Source organism: Cupriavidus basilensis (assembly GCF_029335485.1).
GTDB classification, from domain to species: domain Bacteria; phylum Pseudomonadota; class Gammaproteobacteria; order Burkholderiales; family Burkholderiaceae; genus Cupriavidus; species Cupriavidus basilensis_E.
On record NZ_JARJLM010000172.1, the window covers coordinates 13,610 to 31,343 of the forward strand.

General features: G+C 66.7%; 15 protein-coding genes. 4 read left to right on the forward strand and 11 right to left on the reverse strand.

Annotated features, from left to right (window positions below; genetic code table 11):
• Window positions 1-81: 81 nt before the first annotated feature.
• The 10 genes from P3W85_RS10245 to ssuD all read right to left on the reverse strand — a co-directional run bounded on the left by P3W85_RS10245 (window position 82) and on the right by ssuD (window position 10,581).
• A complete protein-coding gene (locus P3W85_RS10245) occupies window positions 82-897 on the reverse strand; it encodes an ABC transporter ATP-binding protein (RefSeq protein ID WP_276264707.1) in 816 nt (271 codons plus the stop codon).
• A 2-nt stretch (window positions 898-899) separates the two neighbouring features.
• On the reverse strand, window positions 900-2,273 hold the full coding sequence (locus P3W85_RS10250) for an ABC transporter substrate-binding protein (RefSeq protein WP_276264708.1): 1,374 nt from the start codon (window positions 2,271-2,273) through the stop codon (window positions 900-902).
• Window positions 2,274-2,330: 57 nt separating this feature from the next.
• Window positions 2,331-3,392 carry a branched-chain amino acid ABC transporter permease gene (locus tag P3W85_RS10255; protein WP_276264709.1) on the reverse strand — a complete coding sequence of 354 codons (1,062 nt, stop codon included), beginning with the start codon at window positions 3,390-3,392 and terminating at the stop codon, window positions 2,331-2,333.
• 8 nt (window positions 3,393-3,400) lie between these two features.
• A complete protein-coding gene (locus P3W85_RS10260; RefSeq protein WP_276264710.1) occupies window positions 3,401-4,282 on the reverse strand; it encodes a branched-chain amino acid ABC transporter permease in 882 nt (293 codons plus the stop codon).
• 8 nt (window positions 4,283-4,290) lie between these two features.
• Window positions 4,291-5,070 carry an ABC transporter ATP-binding protein gene (locus P3W85_RS10265; RefSeq protein ID WP_276264711.1) on the reverse strand — a complete coding sequence of 260 codons (780 nt, stop codon included), beginning with the start codon at window positions 5,068-5,070 and terminating at the stop codon, window positions 4,291-4,293.
• 19 nt (window positions 5,071-5,089) lie between these two features.
• The gene (locus P3W85_RS10270; protein ID WP_276264712.1) at window positions 5,090-6,223 is read right to left on the reverse strand and encodes an AMP-binding protein; all 1,134 of its coding nucleotides are present in this window, start codon (window positions 6,221-6,223) and stop codon (window positions 5,090-5,092) included.
• A gap of 2 nt (window positions 6,224-6,225) precedes the next feature.
• Window positions 6,226-7,329 carry a dimethylsulfone monooxygenase SfnG gene (gene sfnG / locus P3W85_RS10275; protein ID WP_017227174.1) on the reverse strand — a complete coding sequence of 368 codons (1,104 nt, stop codon included), beginning with the start codon at window positions 7,327-7,329 and terminating at the stop codon, window positions 6,226-6,228.
• 58 nt (window positions 7,330-7,387) lie between these two features.
• Entirely contained in the window at window positions 7,388-7,969 is a 582-nt protein-coding gene (gene msuE / locus P3W85_RS10280) for an FMN reductase (RefSeq protein WP_017227175.1), read from the reverse strand.
• Between the two features lie 252 nt (window positions 7,970-8,221).
• The gene (locus P3W85_RS10285) at window positions 8,222-9,415 is read right to left on the reverse strand and encodes an acyl-CoA dehydrogenase family protein (protein ID WP_276264713.1); all 1,194 of its coding nucleotides are present in this window, start codon (window positions 9,413-9,415) and stop codon (window positions 8,222-8,224) included.
• Window positions 9,412-10,581, reverse strand: a complete 1,170-nt coding sequence (ssuD, locus tag P3W85_RS10290) for an FMNH2-dependent alkanesulfonate monooxygenase (RefSeq protein ID WP_276264714.1) — start codon at window positions 10,579-10,581, stop codon at window positions 9,412-9,414. The genes P3W85_RS10285 and ssuD overlap by 4 nt, the downstream gene beginning before the upstream one ends.
• Before the next feature lie 364 nt (window positions 10,582-10,945).
• On the opposite strand from ssuD, the gene P3W85_RS10295 reads away from it, so the two are divergent.
• Both P3W85_RS10295 and P3W85_RS10300 read left to right on the forward strand, forming a co-directional pair.
• A complete protein-coding gene (locus P3W85_RS10295) occupies window positions 10,946-12,175 on the forward strand; it encodes an acyl-CoA dehydrogenase family protein (protein WP_276264715.1) in 1,230 nt (409 codons plus the stop codon).
• Complete coding sequence (locus tag P3W85_RS10300; RefSeq protein WP_276264716.1) at window positions 12,172-13,287, forward strand: sigma-54 interaction domain-containing protein; 1,116 nt, start codon at window positions 12,172-12,174, stop codon at window positions 13,285-13,287. Before P3W85_RS10295 ends, P3W85_RS10300 begins: the two co-directional genes overlap by 4 nt.
• A gap of 62 nt (window positions 13,288-13,349) precedes the next feature.
• On the opposite strand, the gene P3W85_RS10305 is transcribed toward P3W85_RS10300, so the two are convergent.
• Window positions 13,350-14,594, reverse strand: coding sequence for an acyl-CoA dehydrogenase family protein (locus tag P3W85_RS10305; protein ID WP_017227180.1), 1,245 nt, complete (start codon window positions 14,592-14,594; stop codon window positions 13,350-13,352).
• Between the two features lie 486 nt (window positions 14,595-15,080).
• On the opposite strand from P3W85_RS10305, the gene P3W85_RS10310 reads away from it, so the two are divergent.
• Both P3W85_RS10310 and P3W85_RS10315 read left to right on the forward strand, forming a co-directional pair.
• Entirely contained in the window at window positions 15,081-16,436 is a 1,356-nt protein-coding gene (locus P3W85_RS10310) for a dihydroorotase (RefSeq protein ID WP_017227181.1), read from the forward strand.
• 35 nt (window positions 16,437-16,471) lie between these two features.
• The coding region (locus P3W85_RS10315; protein ID WP_276264717.1) for a Zn-dependent hydrolase at window positions 16,472-17,734 on the forward strand (1,263 nt) is incomplete at its 3' end.

Here is a 17,734-nt window from a genome sequence, read left to right on the forward strand (position 1 = left end):
CGGACAGGAAATTGGCGACGCCGCGCAGTGGTCAGGCTCCAGGAGGCAACGGCATTTTGCTTGAGAGGAACGCTAGGAGAATCAGGGCGTCAGGCCGGCCCGGATGTGGCGTGACCCACGCGCATTGCGCCGTGCTCCGCCGTTGGGCTGGCCGGCTCCGCCCAGGTAGGCGTCGCGCAGCGTGTCAAGCTGCTGGAGTTCCCACGACGTTCCGTGCGCCACCACACGGCCGCCTTCCAGTACGTAGCCAAACTGCGCATGGCGCAGCGCTACGCTGGCATTCTGCTCCGCCAGCAGGAAGCTGACGCCCCCGTCGCGGTTGAGCGCCGCGATGATCTCGAAGATCTCCTCCACGATCTGCGGTGCCAGGCCCATCGAAGGTTCGTCCAGCAGCACCAGGGAGGGCCGGGCCATTAGCGCGCGGCCAATCGCCACCATTTGCTGCTCGCCGCCGGAGGTATAGCCCGCCAGCGTCTTGCGCCGGTCTCGAAGCCGCGGAAAGATGCCGTAGATGCGTTCGAGATCGGCGGCAAGGTCGCGGGCAGAAGGCTGGCGCAGGAAGGCCCCGATGCGCAGGTTGTCCTCCACCGACAGATGCACGAAGCAGCGCCGGCCCTCCAGCACCTGCACCAGTCCGTGCTCGGCCAGCGACCACGGGTCGGCTTCGGTAATGCCCTGGCCGCGATAGGTGATGCTGCCGGCGGTCAGCTCGCCGCGTTCGGCTCGGATCAGGCTGGAGATGGTCTTGAGCGTGGTGGTCTTGCCGGCGCCGTTGCCGCCCAACAGGGCGACGATGGCGCCGGCCGGCACCGCCAGCGAGACGCCGCGCAAGGCCGGGATGATCTGGCTGTAGGTGACGGCGATGTCTTCGACCTGCAGGATCACGTCGGCGCTCATGCTCAGCTTTCCTTGCTGCAATCGCGCGGCGTGATGCCTTTCTCCTTGGCATAGGCCTTGGCCGATTGCTCGATGATCGGGCGCAGCAGCGCGCGGTCGGCCTGTACCCAGTCGCTGACCACCTTCCACTTGCCGCCGTCCCACTGCTGGAAGCGCACCGCACCGCCGCCTTCGTGGTCGGCGCAGGAGAGCTTGAGCGGCTGCACCAGGCCGAACGCGCCCAACTGCTTCAGGCGCGCGTCGTCGAGGTGCAGGTGTTCGAAGCCCCAGCGCACCTGCTCTCCGCTCAGCGGCTTGTTGCCGTACTTGGCCTGCGCCACGCGCAGGGCTTCCACGTTCAGGATACCGTTGACCACGCCCAGGTTGTAGTACACGGTGCCGAAGCGCGCGGGATCCTTAAGGTCGCCGTTCCCGGGCTTGACGACGTACTGGTTGATGGCCTGCAGCACGGGGAAGTCAGTGCCGGACGGATGGGTGGTGATGGAGATGAAGCCCTTGGCCGCATCGCCGGCGGGTTGCGCGTCTTCCTCCGAATTGCTCCAGATGTTGCCGATGATGTGGTCGGGCGGGAAGCCCACCTTCTGCGCGGACTTCAGCGCCACCGGGTTCATCACGCCCCAGCCGCGCAGGATCACCCAGTCCGGCTTGATACGGCGGACGTTCAGCCATTGCGAGCCCTGTTCGTTGCCGGGATGGGGCACCTCGATCTGGGTCAGCTCGAAGCCGTATTGCCTGGCCAGCGTCTTCAGTACCGGAATGGTCTCGCGGCCATAGGGCGAGCCGTGGTAGAGCACCACAATCTTCTTGCCTTTGAGCTTGGCCGCGCCGCCAGATTGCTGGGCTATGTAGTTGACGATGGCGGAGACCTCGCTGTAGGGGTTCAGTTGAAGCGGGAACACGTAGGGGAACACAGAGCCGTCGGTGGAATCGGTGCGGCCATGGTTGATGGTGATCAGCGGCAGCTTGTCGGCGGTGGAGCGGTCGATGGTAGCGTAGGCGATACCCACCGACAGCGGATTGGTGGCTGCGGCAGGCGCGCCGTTCAGGCCGCGCTTGAGCCGCTCATAGCACTCCACGCCTTTCTCGACCACATACTCGGTCTCGCACTCGCTCCAGGTCAGCTTGACGCCGTTGACGCCGCCGTCGCGCGTGTTGACCAGGCGCAAGTAGTCGATGAAGCCACCGAAGAAGCCGGTGCCGCCAGCCGCGTAGGGACCGACGCGATAGCTTTGCAATGGAAAATACTCTTCGCCCGCGGCGTGCGCTTGCGGCGCCAGGCCAGTGGCGAACGCCAGCGTCAGGCTGGCAAGTGCGGCAACGCGGTTCAGCGCGGGAATGCGGCTGCGGGAAGGACGATGGGGATATTTGGCGTTCATGGGTTGTGTGCAGGGAACGAGACCGTGGGGTTGGAGGAAGGGGATTGAAAAACGGGGTCAGGCGCGTAGCGGCCAGTCGCGCTGGCGCTGCCGCGCCACTTGCACTAACCGGGCCAGGCCGTCTGGCTCCTTGATCAGGAACACGATGATCAGCGTGCCGAACAAGATCTTCTGCAGGTTCTGCAATTGCGCGGCGTCGATGCCGATGGCGGCAAGCGCGCCCGCCGCGTGCGATAGCACGATGGGCAGCAGTACGATGAAGGCCGCCCCCAGGAAGTTGCCGCCGATGCTGCCCATGCCGCCAAGGATGATGATGAACAGCACCTGGAACGACAGATTCAGATCGAAGCCGTGCGGCTCCACCGTGCCCAGGTAGGCAAAGGCCCACAGCGCGCCGGCAATGCCCAGCACGAATCCACTTAGCGCGAAGGCCAGCAGCTTGGTGCGCGCGATGGGGATGCCGATCACGCGGGCGGCGGTATCCATGTCGCGCACGGCTGTCCAGCGTCGGCCCAGTTCGCTTTTCACCAGGCTGGCGGCAAACAGGAAAAGGGCCGTGACCACGCCGAGAACCAGCAGGTAGCGCGCGGCCGGCGTGTTGATCTCCCAGCCGAGTACGGCCATCCTGGGCGCGCTGAGCACGCCCGAGCTGTCGTCGTTGGAGAACCAGCTCACGCGCGTGAAGATCCATTCGACGAAGAACTGCGCGGCCAGCGTGGAGACGATCAGGTAGAAGCCCTTGATGCGCAGGCTGGACAGGCCGAAAAGCACGCTGACGACGCCGGTGATCAGGCCGCCGAGCAGCAGGCCGGCCAGCAGCGGAAGCCCCGGCACGCGTACCACGAGGTTGTAGGACGCATAAGCTCCCACTGACATGAAGGCGGCCGAGCCGAGCGACAACTGGCCCGCGTAGCCGGTCAGCAGATTCAGGCCGAGGCCTGCCAGCGACAGCACCAGGAAGGGAATCAGGATGGCGTTGAGCCAGTAGTCGTTGCCGAATAAGGGGACGGCGACGAAGGCGATGGCGGCAAGAAGCGATAGGCCGATTCCGAGCTGGAGCCGGCGCCGGCCACCGGCAGACGGCAGGGTGAGGGGGGCTGCAAACCGGGTCGATGACATGGCGAATCTCATACGCGTTCGACGGCGGGTTCGCCGAACAGGCCGGCGGGGCGCGCGAGCAGGAACAGCATCGCGAGCAGATAGGGGAACCAGTTCTCGATGCCACCGCCGAGCAGCGCGCCGAGATAGACCTCGGCCAGCTTCTCCGACGCCCCGATCAGCAGCCCGCCGGCAATGGTGCCGCCGATCGAGGAGAAGCCGCCGATAATCAGCACCGGCAGGGCCTTCAACACCACCAGCGACAGCGAAAACTGCACGCCCAGACGGGCACCCCAAAGCAGCCCTGCAATCAGGCTGGTGAAGCCGGCCAGCGCCCACACGATGGCCCAGATGCGGGGCAGCCGAATGCCCACGGCTAGGGCGGCAAGCGGGTCGTCGGCGACGGCGCGCAGCGACAGTCCCAGGCGCGTGCGGTTGGTCAGCAGCCACAGGCCGGTCACCAGCACGGCGGCGGTCGCGGCCGCGAACAGATCGAACTGGCTGACCATCACGCCGGCCAGCTCGAGCGGCTTGTCGTCGATGCCGAGGTCCAGGCCGTGTACCTGCGCGCCCCAGAACAACTGCGCGGCCCCTTCGAGGATGAAGCTCAGGCCCAGGGTGGCCATGAACAGCACGATGGGCGGTCGGTTCACCAGCGGGCGCAGCACCAGCCGGCCGATGGCCAACGCGATCAGCACCAGCACCGCCAGCGTCAGGCCGAAGGCCAGCCACGGATTGACCTGCCGCTCGGCCAGGCTGACGAAGGTCAGTGCGCCGAACAGCACCAGCGAACCTTGCGCAAAGTTGAACACGCCCGAGGCCTTGTAGATCAGCACGAAGCCGATCGCCACGAGCGAATACATCACGCCCGCCAGCAAGCCGCCGGCGAGTACCTCAAGGAAAAAGCCCATGTTGTGTCTCAGTGACGGGTGCCGAGATAAGCGGCGAGTACGTCAGGATCAGTGCGCACGTCGGCGGGCAGGCCATCGGCAATCTTCCTGCCGTAGTCCAGCACTGCCACGTGGTCGGAGAGGTCCATCACCATGCCGATGTCGTGCTCGATCAGCACGACGGTGGCGCCGAGCTGGGCGTTGGCTACTAGCACGTAGCCGGCCATGGCTTGCTTTTCCTCGGCATTCATGCCGGCCATGGGTTCGTCCAGCAGCAGCAGGCGCGGCTCGGCGGCCAGCGCGCGGGCCAGTTCCACGCGCTTGCGCACGCCGTAGGGCAGCGTACCGACGATGCTGTGGCGGTGCTCCTGCAGGTCGAGCGCCTCGATGACGATCTCGCTGTAGCGCAGTTGCGCGGCGTCGTCGGCGCGCGCGCGGCCGATGCGCAGCGTCTGCTCCAGCCATGTGCTGCGGCGATGCAGGTTGCGGCCGGTCAGCACGTTATCCAGCACGCTCATGCGGTGGAACAATGCGATGTTCTGGAAGGTGCGGGCAATGCCACTGTGCGCCGCGCGGTACGGGTCCATGCGCCGGTGGGCGCGGCCGTCGAAATGGATGCAGCCTTCCTGCGGGCGGTAGACGCCGTTGATCACGTTGAGCAGCGAACTCTTGCCCGCGCCGTTGGGGCCGATCAGTGCGCATATCTCGCCGGTGCCGACGGCGAAGCTGATGTCGGTGACGGCCTTCACGCCGTTGAACGACAGCGAGATGTGCTCCAGCGATAGCAATGTGGGGGATGGAAATGACATGAGGCGGAAGGATCCTGGTTCAATAGGCCGGCTGGGCCGCTTGCGGGTGGTTCCGGAGGGGCAGGGCATCGGCGCGGGAGGCAACCCGCTGCCACGCGCCGGTCTCGGGCCACGCGTGCACGTCGACGCGCAGCGCGGCGAACAGCGCAGCGGTGCTGTCGTTCAGCGCGGGCCCCGTCACCAGCGCCGCATGCGTGCGCGAGAAGCCGATCACCTCGCGCAGCGGACGGGCCACCAGCCACCAGGCGATGGCGCGCGTCAGCGGGCCGCTTCGCCGGCTTTGCGAGCTTGCCAGCAGCTTGCGGCGCCAAGTGTGTGGGCCGGGCAGGCGGTCGTCGACCAGCTGGGCCAGCCGCGCGTAGGTTTCCCGCGTGCCGGCCACTAGCGTGGGCGCCAGCTCGCGGCGGTCGTTGTCGCGGGTGGCGAGCGATTCGGGGAAGTTCAGCCGGAAGCCGGCGAGCAGCCAAGGCGCGATCAGGTAGCGCGCCTGCGCCGCCGCCGCAAAGGCTCGCGCAGCGAAAGCCTCATCGCCGGCGTGCAGCCGCTCCGTGGCAGCCACATGCCGTGCTTCGCGCACCAGCGCGGCATGCGTGAAGCGCTGCTCGGCAAGCTCGCCCGGCGCCTCGGCGCGCAGGAAGGTGAAGGCCTCGCCATGCGGCTGCGCGGCGGGTGAAAAGCCCGCAGGCGAGGGCGCATGCAATGCGCCATAGTCGGTCACCCAGGCATGAGGATGCCCGGGCAGGCCGCGCGGATTGGCATCGATCACCCGCGGCACGCGCGTCAGCAGGCGGTCGAGCTGCCGGTCGTCCTCGGCGAAGGCGAAGCGCGGCGCCAGGTGCCGCACGATGTCGTCGAGCGCCGCATCGCCCAAGTGCGGGTCTAGCGGCACAGCCACGCCGCCCGCCCACTGCGCCGCCAGCGACAGCAGCAGTGCCTCCGTGCGCGGATGGCTGACCAGCGCCAGCGTGTCGCCGGGCGCGAAGCCCAACTGCGTCAGGCCGGCGGCAAGCTGCTCGGTCTGCTCGACAACCTGCTGCCAGGTCAGCACCTGCCAGCGGCCCAGCCGCTTGTGGCGCAGCGCGGGTGCGTGCGGGCGCTGCCGCGCTTGCTGGCGCAGGCAGTCGGGCAGCGTTTGCGGTTCGCCGATGGCCATGGTCAGGCTGCCTTTGCCTGTTGCCTGCGCTCGAGCTCGCGTACCAGCGGCAGCACCCGCTTGCCGAAGTATTCCACCTCCTCGATGAAATGCAGGAAGCCGGTCAGCACCAGGTCCACGCCTACCGATTTCAGCTCGACGATGCGCTCGGCGATCTGCTGCGGCGTGCCGATCAGGTTGGTGCGGAAGCCGTCGTTGTACTGCACCAGGTCTTCGAAGCTCGACTTGGCCCAGTTGCCTTCGCCTTCCGGCGCTGCCTTGCCGGCCTGCTTCACCGCGTCGCCGAAGGCATGCACGGCTTCTACGTGAGCATGCTTGATGATGTCTGCAAGCACGGCCTTCGCTTCTTCTTCGGTGTCGCGGGCAATCACGAAGGCGTTTACGCCAATGCGGACCTTGTGCTTGTTCTTGGCCGCCTTGGCCTGGATGTCGTCGATCTGCGCCTTGAGGCCCTCGGGCGTGTTGCCGTTGGTGAAGTACCAGTCGGACACACTGGCGGCGTTGTCGCGCGCGGCGCGCGAACTGCCGCCCTGGAAGATCTCGGGGTGCGGCTTCTGGATCGGTTTGGGACTCAGGGTGTAGTCGTTGAAGCGGTAAAAGTCGCCCTTGAACGTGAAATTGTCTTGGGTCCAGATGCCCTTGAGCGCCTGGATGAACTCGTTGGAGCGGCGGTAGCGCTCGTCATGCTCCAGCCACGGTTCGCCCAGCGCGGTGAACTCGCCCTTGAACCAGCCGCTGACCACATTGATGGCGATGCGACCGTTGGAGATATGGTCGATGGTGGCCAGCTGCTTGGCCACCACGGCCGGATGCCAGGGGCCGGGAAGGATGGCGGCCAGCACCTTGAGCTTGGTGGTTGCGTGCAGCAGGGCTTGGCTGAACGACACCGATTCGTGCTGATGCTCGGCGCCGTAGCCGGCAGTGAAGCGGATCTGGCTCAGCGCGTATTCGAAGCCTGCGTCCTCTGCGGTTCGGGCCAGCTTCTGGTTGTATTCAAGGCTCCAGTCGGTACGCTGCTCGATGGTGCTGACCACCAGGCCGCCGCTGACGTTGGGGACCCAGTAAGCGAACTTGACGTCGTCGTCGTGCGAAGAATGCTGGCTCATGGTTGTACTCCGAGATTGGTTTGATAGACTGGATTCACTTGGAATGGGACCGGTGGGGCTAGGCAGCCAGCGCCGTGGCCTGCTGGAAGGGCGCGCTGGAGCGCCCGCCATGCACCCAGGGAACGGCGCGTTCGATGGCCAGTGCGATGCGAGCCTGCAGCGCCGGATTGGCGATTTCGTAGCCGCGGAAATCGGCTTCCGACGCGTAGACGCCGATCGGCAGCGTGCGAGCCTGGAAGAAGCTGAACAGCGGGCGCAACTGGTGATCGATCACCAGTGCGTGGCGGTCGCTGCCGCCGGTGGCGGCCAGCAGCACGGGCACCTCGATCAGCGCCTCGTGGTGGACCAGGTCGAACAGGTGCTTGAACAGGCCGGTGAACGACGCGCGATACACGGGGCTGGCCACCACCAGCAGGTCGGCCGATTCGATGGCCTGGATCTGTGCCTCGACCTCGGCGGGCAACTGGCTGCGATGCAATGCGCCGGCCAGGCGCGGGCCGATCTCGCCAAGCTCGATCAGGCGTGTGTCGATCGCCAGCGCATTGCCAAGCGATGCCAGTATCTGCTCCACCAGCACCAGCGTGCGCGAGGGGCGCTGCAAGCCACCGGAGATGGCGACTACGTTAAGTCTCTTGCTCATGTTTCGACTTCCTTCGAGGGAGTGCGGAAAGCAACCGCAGGACAGCAATACAGGGGTAATAGCGAGAACCGTGCCACTGCGCGGGGCGAGGTGGGCGCGGCGTGTTTTCCTGCAGCGGCGGCGGGATTGCCGCGCAATCAGGGGGTCCGCATGACGTTATTCAGTGCCGGCATGAAGCTGGCGCAGCAGGGCTGCGGCGCTGCTGCTGCCGGGAAAGCAGTGCCGCAGCCGTCCATTCGCATGTCGGCGCCTTCATGAGTAGAAGCTCGGCACCGGCAAGCGCTCGTTCAGTGCCCAGTCGCCGAGTTCGCGTACCTTGTAGTCGAGCGGGTCGTGGAGCGTGTGCACGCGCAGGTTGCGCCAGAATCGGTCCAGCCGCAGCGCTGCCGTGGTGGCACGCGCACCGGTCACCTCGAACATGCGGTTGGCCACTTCCAGGCCGGCGCGGGTGGTGGCGACCTTGGCCGCCGCCACGGCAACAGCTACCTTGCCGCGCTGCCGTTCCGTGAGCGCCGTGCCGCGTTGCCAGGCGTCGTCGAAGGCAGCGGAGGCCTTGTCGGCAAGGGCGCGAGCGCCTTCCAGCGCGAGCCAGAAATCTCCGTAGTGCCCGAGCACATAGAGGTCTTCGCTGGCGCTGGCCGCGGGCGACGCGATCCACGGGCGCGCGCTCTGCAATGTGAAACTGCGCGCTTCGGCCAATGCGCCTTCGCCCAGGCCCAGGTAGATATTGGCCAGGATCAACTGCGCGAGCATCGGGCGTAGGCAAGCGAAGGGCGTCGACAGCGGTCCAGGGTCGGTCAGCAGGTCGGCTGGCGCCACGGAGAGTCGGTCGAGGATCACCGTGCCGCTGTCGGTCTGGCGCTGGCCCATGTTGTCCCAGTCGTTGAGCACCGTGATGCCTTTGCGTGCGGTGGGCACCACGCCGATCAATAGTCGACTGTTGTTCTCGAAGGCGGACACCACCAGCATGTCCGAGTCGGCCGCGCCGGAACAGAAGCTCTTGCGTCCGGAAAAGGTGTAGCCGCCGTTGGACGAGGGGGAGGCGAGCGCACCCTTGTCAAGCGGGTTTAGCGCATTGCCCCAGAACCAGCGCCGCTGCACGCTCTCCTTTAGCCACGGCTGCCATTGGCCGTCGTGCCCGAACAGGCGCGTGGTCGCCAGCAGCAAGTGGTGGAAGGCAAACAGGTGCGCCACCGAGCTGTCCACCCGCGCGAAACGCCGTACCACGCCCAGCACGGCTTGCCAGTCGGCGCCCAGGCCGCCCTGTCCGGTCGGCACGCTCAGCGCCAGCAGGCCGCTCTCGCGCAGCAACTGGCGCTCCGCCGTTGCCGTGCCGCCGCGCTGGTCGCGCTCGACGGCCGTTCTTGCCAGCGCCGTGGCTACCTCCTCGACGGTCCCCAGCCACGGCGCGACGTCATCGCCCGTATCCACCGCTATGCGCGTCATACCTGTGCCTCCCTGGCGTCCTCGGACTGCCGCAAGCGCGTCGGTGGCACGATGTCATTGGCGATCATTTCGCCGAAGGGGCCGGTCAGGTTGATCTGCGCGGGGGCTCGCGTCTGCTCCAGCGGCAGCAGCGGAAACAGCAGCTCGGCCACGCGGTAGGCTTCCTCCAGGTGCGGGTAGCCCGAGAAGATGAAGGTCTCTATGCCAAGCTCCGAATACTCCTTGATGCGCGCGGCAACCTCCTGCGGATTGCCGACCAGCGCGGTGCCGGCGCCGCCTCGCACCAGGCCCACGCCAGCCCACAGGTTGGGCGATACCTCCAGTTGGTCGCGCCGTCCGCCGTGCAGCGCGGCCATGCGCTGCTGGCCGACGGAATCGAAGCGGGAGAAGGCCTTCTGCGCGGCTGCGATGGTGTCGTCGGTGACGTAGGAGATCAGTTCCTCGGCTGCCTGCCAGGCCTGCTCGCTGGTCTCGCGCACGATCACGTGCAGGCGCATGCCAAAGCGCAGCGTGCGCCCGTGCCTGGCCGCGGCGGAGCGGGCACGGGCGATCTTGTCGGCGACATCGGCGGGCGGCTCGCCCCAGGTCAGGTACACATCGACCTGTTGGCCGGCCAGTTCGATGGCGGGGTCGGAAGAGCCGCCGAACCAAAGCGGCGGATAAGGCGTCTGCACGGGTCGGTAGAGCGTCCTGGCGTTTTCCACGCGCAGATGCTTGCCGGTGTGGTTGACCGTTTCGCCGGCGGCCACGCCGCGCCAGATGCGCAGGAATTCGTCGGTCAGCTCATAGCGTTCGGCGTGCGAGAGGAAGCTGCCGTCGCCATGCTGCTCGTCGGGGTCGCCGCCGGTTACCACATTGATCAGCAGGCGGCCGTTGGAGAAACGGTCGAGCGTGGCGGCCTGGCGGGCGGACACGGTGGGGGAGATGATGCCCGGGCGGATCGCGACCAGGAACTTCAGGCGCTCGGTGAACGGCATCAGCGAGGCCGCCGCGATCCACGCGTCCTCGCAGGAGCGGCCGGTGGGAATCAGCACGCCCTCGTAGCCGAGTTCGTCGGCGGCCTGCGCGATCTGCCGCAGGTAGTGATGGTTGACGCTGCGCGCGCCGTGCGTGGTGCCAAGGTGGCGACTGTCGCCGTGGGTGGGAAGGAACCAGAATAGTTGCATAGGGAGTGCGGTTGAAGGTCGACGGAGTACTCCTTCTGCAGATTGCGTGCCCATGGCATGCAACTGCCCGCCAGGCCCTGCCCAGCGCGTCTTCGGCGCCTATCGCGGCGTTCGCGCCGGTGCCGTGGCTGCTGCGTGAGAAGCAGTCATGCAGCAGCGTGCTGGCCGGGAAGCCGCTGCCGGTGCAACGTTGCTGTCAAAGAAGCAGTTCAACTTTCGTTATTCGAACAAAATCCTTCAAATCCGGGCCCAGATGGTCAGAATGTGTTCGTCAGGCAGCAGGCCTGCCACATTCATATCAACGCGCGGTCGTGCTACCACTACCGCCGGTCTTGCGCGCCAGGCGCAGAAAATCATTGCCCCTATGCATGCCATCCAGGTTCCGCCGGGAGCGCCGGCATCCCCTCTGTCCCCGCCAGCCGCCACTGCGGCCGACGGCACGCCGCGGCAGCTTGCGCAGCAGTTGGCGCAAGCCTTTGCCGTCACTGCCGCCGAGCGCGATGCGCGCGGCGGCACGCCCAAGGCCGAGCGCGATGCCTTGCGTGCCAGCGGCCTGTTGGCCTTGAGCATTCCCCTGCGGTACGGCGGCCACGGCGCCAGCTGGCGCGAGACGCTGGACGCGGTACGCACAGTCGGCCGGGCCGACGGTTCGCTGGGCCACGTGTTCGGATTCCATCACCTGATGCTGGCTACGGTGCGCCTGTTCGGCGCGCCGGTGCAGTGGGAGGCATGGTTCGAGCAGACCGCGCGCCACCAGTGGTTCTGGGGCAATGCGCTGAACCCGCTGGACGAACGCGCGGTCAGCCGCGAGCATGGCGACTGGCGCGAGTTCAACGGGCAGAAGAGCTTCTGCTCCGGCGCGCTCGACTCGGAGATGCTGATTGCCTCCGCGCGCGACGCCGACAGCGGCACGCTGCTGATAGCCGCGATCCCCACTGGGCGCTCCGGCATCTCGGTGGCAGAGGACTGGGACAACATCGGCCAGCGCCAGACCGATAGCGGCACGGTCACCTTCAAGAAGGTGCGTGTGGAACACCATGAGATCCTTGCCGATCCCGGTCCATTGTCGACGCCGTTCGCCTGCCTGCGTCCGCTGCTGGCGCAGTTGATCCTGACCAATATCTACCTGGGCATCTCCGAGGGCGCCTTTGACGATGCGCGCCACTACACGCTGCACGAGTCCCGTCCCTGGCACGCGGCCAAGGTGGAGCGCACCGACGACGACCCCTACATCCTCGGCCAGTACGGCGAGTTCTGGGTCGGCCTGGAATCCGCGCGTGTGCTGGCCGATCGCGCGGCGGACCGGCTGGATGCCGCGTGGCAGCGCGGCGCGGCGCTCACCGAGGCGCAGCGCGGTGAGGTTGCGCTGGCCGTGGCTACCGCCAAGGTTTGCGCCACGGAAACCGGGCTGGGCATCTGTACGCGCATGTTCGATGTGGCCGGCGCGCGCGCCACGCATGGCGCGCTGCGGCTGGACCGCCACTGGCGCAACCTGCGCACCCATACCCTCCACGACCCGCTTGCCTACAAGCTCAGGGAGCTTGGCGACTGGGTGCTCAAGCAACGCTATCCCACGCCGGGCTTCTACTCATGAACTCTTCGCTACAGCGTTCCTTTCCAGAGCGCGTGGAATCAGTGCCGGCCGAGGCTCCACCGCTGCTGACGCTACCCGGCAAGCGCGCGCTGGCCACCTCCATCCGCGCCAGCGCCCAGGTGTTCGCCGATCCCCATTCTCTGGCCTTGCTCGAACGTATCCGCATGGTTGCGCCGAGTGACGCCAATGTGCTGGTGATTGGCGAAACCGGGACGGGCAAGGAGCTGGTGGCGCGCCACGTCCACAACCTCAGCAGGCGTGCCGGCGGGCCCTTCGTGGCTGTCAACTGCGGGGCCTTCTCCGAGACGCTGGTGGAGAGCGAGCTGTTCGGCCATGAGAAGGGCGCGTTTACCGGCGCGTTCTCCGCCAAGCCCGGCTGGTTCGAAGCCGCCAACGGCGGCACGCTGTTCCTGGACGAGATCGGCGACCTGCCGCTGTCGATGCAGGTGAAACTGCTGCGCGTACTGCAGGAGCGCGAGATCGTGCGGCTGGGCACGCGCAAGAGCATTCCCATCGACGTGCGGGTGCTGGCGGCCACCAACGTGCATTTGCAGGACGCCGTAGCGGCGGGTCATTTCCGCGAAGACCTGTTCTATCGTTTGAACGTGGTCCATCTAGCCGTGCCGGCGCTGCGCGACCGTCCCGGCGACATCCTGCCGCTGGCCAGGTACTTCATCGAGGAATACCGCGACCGGCTCGGCTACGGGGCGGTGGTCATCGAGCCACGCGCCGAGCGCAAGCTGCTGGAACACAGCTGGCCAGGAAATATCCGTGAGCTAGAGAACGTGATTCACTATGGCCTGCTGGTGTGCCGCAGCGACGCGCTGGGTGAAGGCGATCTGCAGATCTCGTCGTTCGGCCGGCAATCGGTACAGCGCGTGGCCAGCGAGCCCGCGCAGTCGACCTCGTTCGAGGGGTTGGAGGTGGCGTTGCGCAACCTCTTCGGCAAGGGAGAAGACAAGCTGTTCGAGCAGATCGAGGATGCGGTGATGCGGGTGGCGTTCGACTTCTGCTACCGCAACCAGATCCAGGCGGCGAGGCTGCTCGGCATCAGCCGCAACGTGCTGCGTGCGCGGCTGATCCGCGCCAAGCAGATCTCGGCGCAGAAGTAGCGCTGGCGCATACTGTGAAGCCGGCGACCGCGAGGGTGGCCGGTTTCGCTTTGGGCGCCGGATCAGGCGGTGGCAACACCATTGCCGATCTGCCAGACATAGGGCGGCTCGGTGCCGTTGATTTCCCAGTCGCCCACGATGCGCTCCTTGTAGATCAGTGGATTGTGCGACGCAGCCGTGCGCGCGTTGCGCCAGTGGCGGTCGAGCAGCTTGCTCTCGCTGACGCCGGATGCGCCGAGCGCATTGAACAACTCGGTGGTAGCCTGCAACACCAGGTCCGCCACCACAATCTGCGCCTGTGCAGATTCGATCTCAGCGGCGACGTTGGCGTCGTTCTCGGCCTTGGCATCGCCGCCGAAACGCGCCTCGTAGGCGCGTTGCGAAGGGTGGGCCGCGCGCACCGCAGCCGCTTCGGCCGCGTAGATGCGTGCGGAGATCTTGCCCACCACCTGCAGCACCTGCGCATCCTCGCTGACGCGGCCGGCATTGCCGTGGCTGTACACGCGCGTGCGCCTGCGGACCTCGTGCGAGACGTCTCGCAGCGCCGCACGGCCGGTTCCCGCCAGAACGGCGAGCAGCACGAGCTGGTAGAAGGCGGTCTGGTATTTGAAACGGGTGGAGAAGCCGATGAGGTTCTCCTCCTCGACTCGTGCGTTGTCGAACACCGAGGTGCCGCTGCCGGTGGTGCGCTGGCCGAATCCGTCCCAGTCGTCGCTTTGGCGCACGCCGGGCTGGCGCGTGCTGATGGCGGCGATCACGTCTGCGCCGTTGTCGTCGCGCCGGGCGTAGACGTCGATCCAGTCCGCGAAGATGCTGCCCGTGCTGTAGTACTTGGTGCCGTTGACCACCCAGCGCTGGTCCTGGAACGACACGCGCGTGATGACCTCGCCCAGTTTGACAGTGCCGACTTCGGTCCACGCGTTGCCGACGATGTCGCCCGCGACGAAGCGCGCCAGCCACTTGTCGCGCGCCGCGCCAGGTGCTGCATTGATCCTGTCCTCCACGAAGGCGAAATGCCCGCGCAAGGCCTGCGGCAGGGCGGAGTCCGCCTCCGCCAATTCGATCAGCAACTGGATCAGCTGCGGCAGCGAGGCGCCGGCACCGCCGTGCTCGATCGGCACGCGCACTGCGCCGAAGCCGGCCTCCTTCAGCCAGGTCACCTGCTCGTACGGCAGCGTGCGACCGCGCTCGCGCTCGACGGCGCCTTCGGCGATGCGATGAAAGATGGGGCGGAAGCGGGCGGCCAGTTGCTCGTAATCCGTGCCGCGCGAAAGCGGCAGATGGCTGGGCTGACTTTCGGAGTTCATAGGTTGAATTATTTGGGGCTGTCGATGATGAATGCGGGAGCGCTTGTGAGCTCCTGCGTACCGGATACAGAGCACAACCCATGCCACAGGCGCCAAGGTAGAGAGGAATGGAGAGTATCGGCCTTGGGTCGGCAGCCGTTGCTGGCCCGGCAGCAGTTGGCTGCTGGGCGACTGCTGCCAAGCCAGCAAATCCGGGCAACATTGCGCTTAGTCAGTATCCGAACAAGCGAATACCTGGCGCGAATGGGACACGCTCATATATCCCCATCCTGCCCGTCGTCCTTGTGCCAGGGCTGCTGCGCTCGCCAGGAGCGGCCCGATACCTGGATTTCGCGCGCCGCGGGCAACCCTGTCGCCGCGCGGGCGACAAGTCCCGCAAAGGCATAACATTTGCTCAACGCCTTCACACATATTGGCATAGGACGTGTTGGCACATCGCTTACTACACTACCGGAATCTCAACAGCACGAACGAGACAGGAGTGTCATGGGCGATTTTGATTTGGTGGTACGAGGCAACCTTGTGGAAGCGCACGGCGTGGTCGAAGACGGCTGGCTGGCGGTACGCGAGGGGAGGGTTGCAGCACGCGGCACCGGTGCGGCGCCGGCCGCGCGCGATACCGTGGATGCGCGCGGTCGATGGGTCATGCCCGGGGTGATTGATGGACAGGTCCACTCCGGTAGCCAGCGCAACCAGGAAGGTCTGGGCTGGGCATCTCGCGCGGCAGCCGCCGGCGGCGTGACGGTGATGGTCGATATGCCCTACGATGACCCTGAGCCGGTCGCGGCGCGCGCGCAGCTGGATGCCAAGATCGCACAGGCCGAGCGCGACTGCCATGTGGACGTGGCCCTGTTTGGCACGTTGAATGCCACCCACGGCCTGCAGGCCGCCGCCGGCCTGATCGAGGGCGGTGTCTGCGCCTTCAAGTTCTCGACCTTCGAAGCCACGCCCGGGCGCTTCCCCCGCGTCGCGGAAGACGAGCTCTATGAGGCCTTCCGCCTGATCGCCCCGACGGGGTTGGCCTGCGGCGTCCACAATCAGATGCAGGAGCTGACGCGCAAGAATATCGCCCGCATGACCGAAGCGGGCGACACCGGCTGGGATGCCTTCCTGCGTGCCCACACGCCTTTGATCGAGAACCTGGCAACCGGCATCATCTATGAAATCGGCGCGCAAACCGGCGCGCGCGCGCATGCCGTCCATGTGTCCACGTCGCGCGGCTTCGAACTGTGCAATATGTATCGCCGCGCGGGCCACCGCGCCAGCATCGAAACGTGCGTGCAGTACCTTATGCTGAACCACGAGGAGCATACGCGCCGCTTCGGCGCCAGGACCAAGCACTATCCGCCGATTCGGCCCAAGGCCGAGGTGGATTTGTTGTGGACGCACATTGCGCGAGACGAGTGCACCTTTGTTTCTTCGGACCACGTCAGCTGGGGGCTGGAGCGCAAGCAGGATCCCAATGTGTTCAAGAACGCGTCCGGCGGGCCGGGGCTGGAGACGTTGCTGCCCGCCTTCTGGACCGGCTGCGAGGAGCACGGCATCACGCCGGCCATGGTGGTCAGGCAGCTCTGCCGGAACCCTGCGCGCCACTTCCTGCTGGACGACCGGAAGGGCTCGCTGGCGGTCGGCCACGATGCCGATATCGTGATCCTTGCCCCTGAGCGCCATGCCTTCGATCCCTCCGGCAGCCTGTCGGCAGTGCAATGGAGTGCCTTCGAAGGCCGTGAGTTCAGCGTGCGCGTGGCCGGCACCTGGTGCCGCGGCCAGCAGGTCTACGACGGCAAGCGCATCGTCAACAACAAGGGCGATGGCCGTTTCCTGCGCCCCCGCGTGGCTTGAGTCCGCATAGTCTGTCACTACTCACATTGGAATCCATGTCGAATACTCTCCCTCCCTTGAATGCCGAGCGCCTGTGGGCACGGGTCGAAACGCTGTCGCGCATGACCCAGCCCGAGGTTCCCTGGACACGCCGGGCCTTTTCGCCGATGTTCGCGGAAGCGCGCGCCTGGCTGCGCCAGGAGTTCGAGTCCGCTGGCCTGGCGGTGCATCAGGACGCCGGCGGCAACCTGGTGGGCCGGCGCGCCGGGCACGATCCGGAGCGCAAGCCGATTGTCACGGGGTCGCACTGCGACACGGTGGTCGGCGGCGGGCGCTTCGATGGCATCATCGGTGTGCTGGCTGGCATCGAGGTCGCGCATGCGATGCACGAGCATGGCGTCACGCTGGCGCATCCATTCGAGGTAGTCGACTTCCTGTCGGAAGAACCCAGCGACTACGGCATCTCCTGCGTGGGCAGCCGGGCGCTGTCGGGCCAGCTCCATGCGGATATGCTGTCGGCCACCAATGCGAAAGGCGAAACGCTCGCCGAAGGCATACGCCGCATGGGTGGCGACCCGGCGGCGCTGGGCGCGCCCCTGCGCGGCGCCGGCGGCACCGCGGCGTTCGTGGAACTGCACATCGAGCAAGGGCCGGTGCTGGAAACCCGCAAGCTGCCGATCGGCGTGGTGACCAATATCGTGGGCATTCGCCGTGCGCTGATCACCGTCAAAGGCCAGCCTGACCATGCCGGCACCACGCCGATGGACATTCGGCGCGATGCGCTGGTTGGTGCCGCGCGCGTCATCGATGCCGCTTATCGCCACGCCAGTGCGCTCAGCGGAAATCCGCACTACGTCGTCGCCACTATCGGCCGCATTGCAATGACGCCGAATGTGCCCAACGCGGTGCCGGGCCACGTGGAACTGATGCTGGAGCTTCGCAGCGACAGCGAGCCGGTGCTGAGCAGCTTCCCCGAGGCGCTCATGGCCGCCGTGGCCCCCGATATCGCCGCGCTGCGGCTGACCGTGGACATGTCGCCGGTCAGCCGGGCGCGGCCCACCGATTGCGCGCCACTGGTCATGGATGCGGTGGAAGCTGCCGCCAGCCGGCTCGGCTATGCCTCGATGCGCTTGCCAAGCGGCGCGGGCCACGACGCGGTGTACATGGCGCCCACGGGCCCGATCGGCATGATCTTCATTCCTTGCCTGAATGGCCGCAGCCATTGCCCGGAAGAATGGATCGACCCCTCGCAGTTGCTCGATGGCACACGCGTGCTGTATCAGTCCGTGCTGGAGCTGGACACGGTACTCACTCGCGCC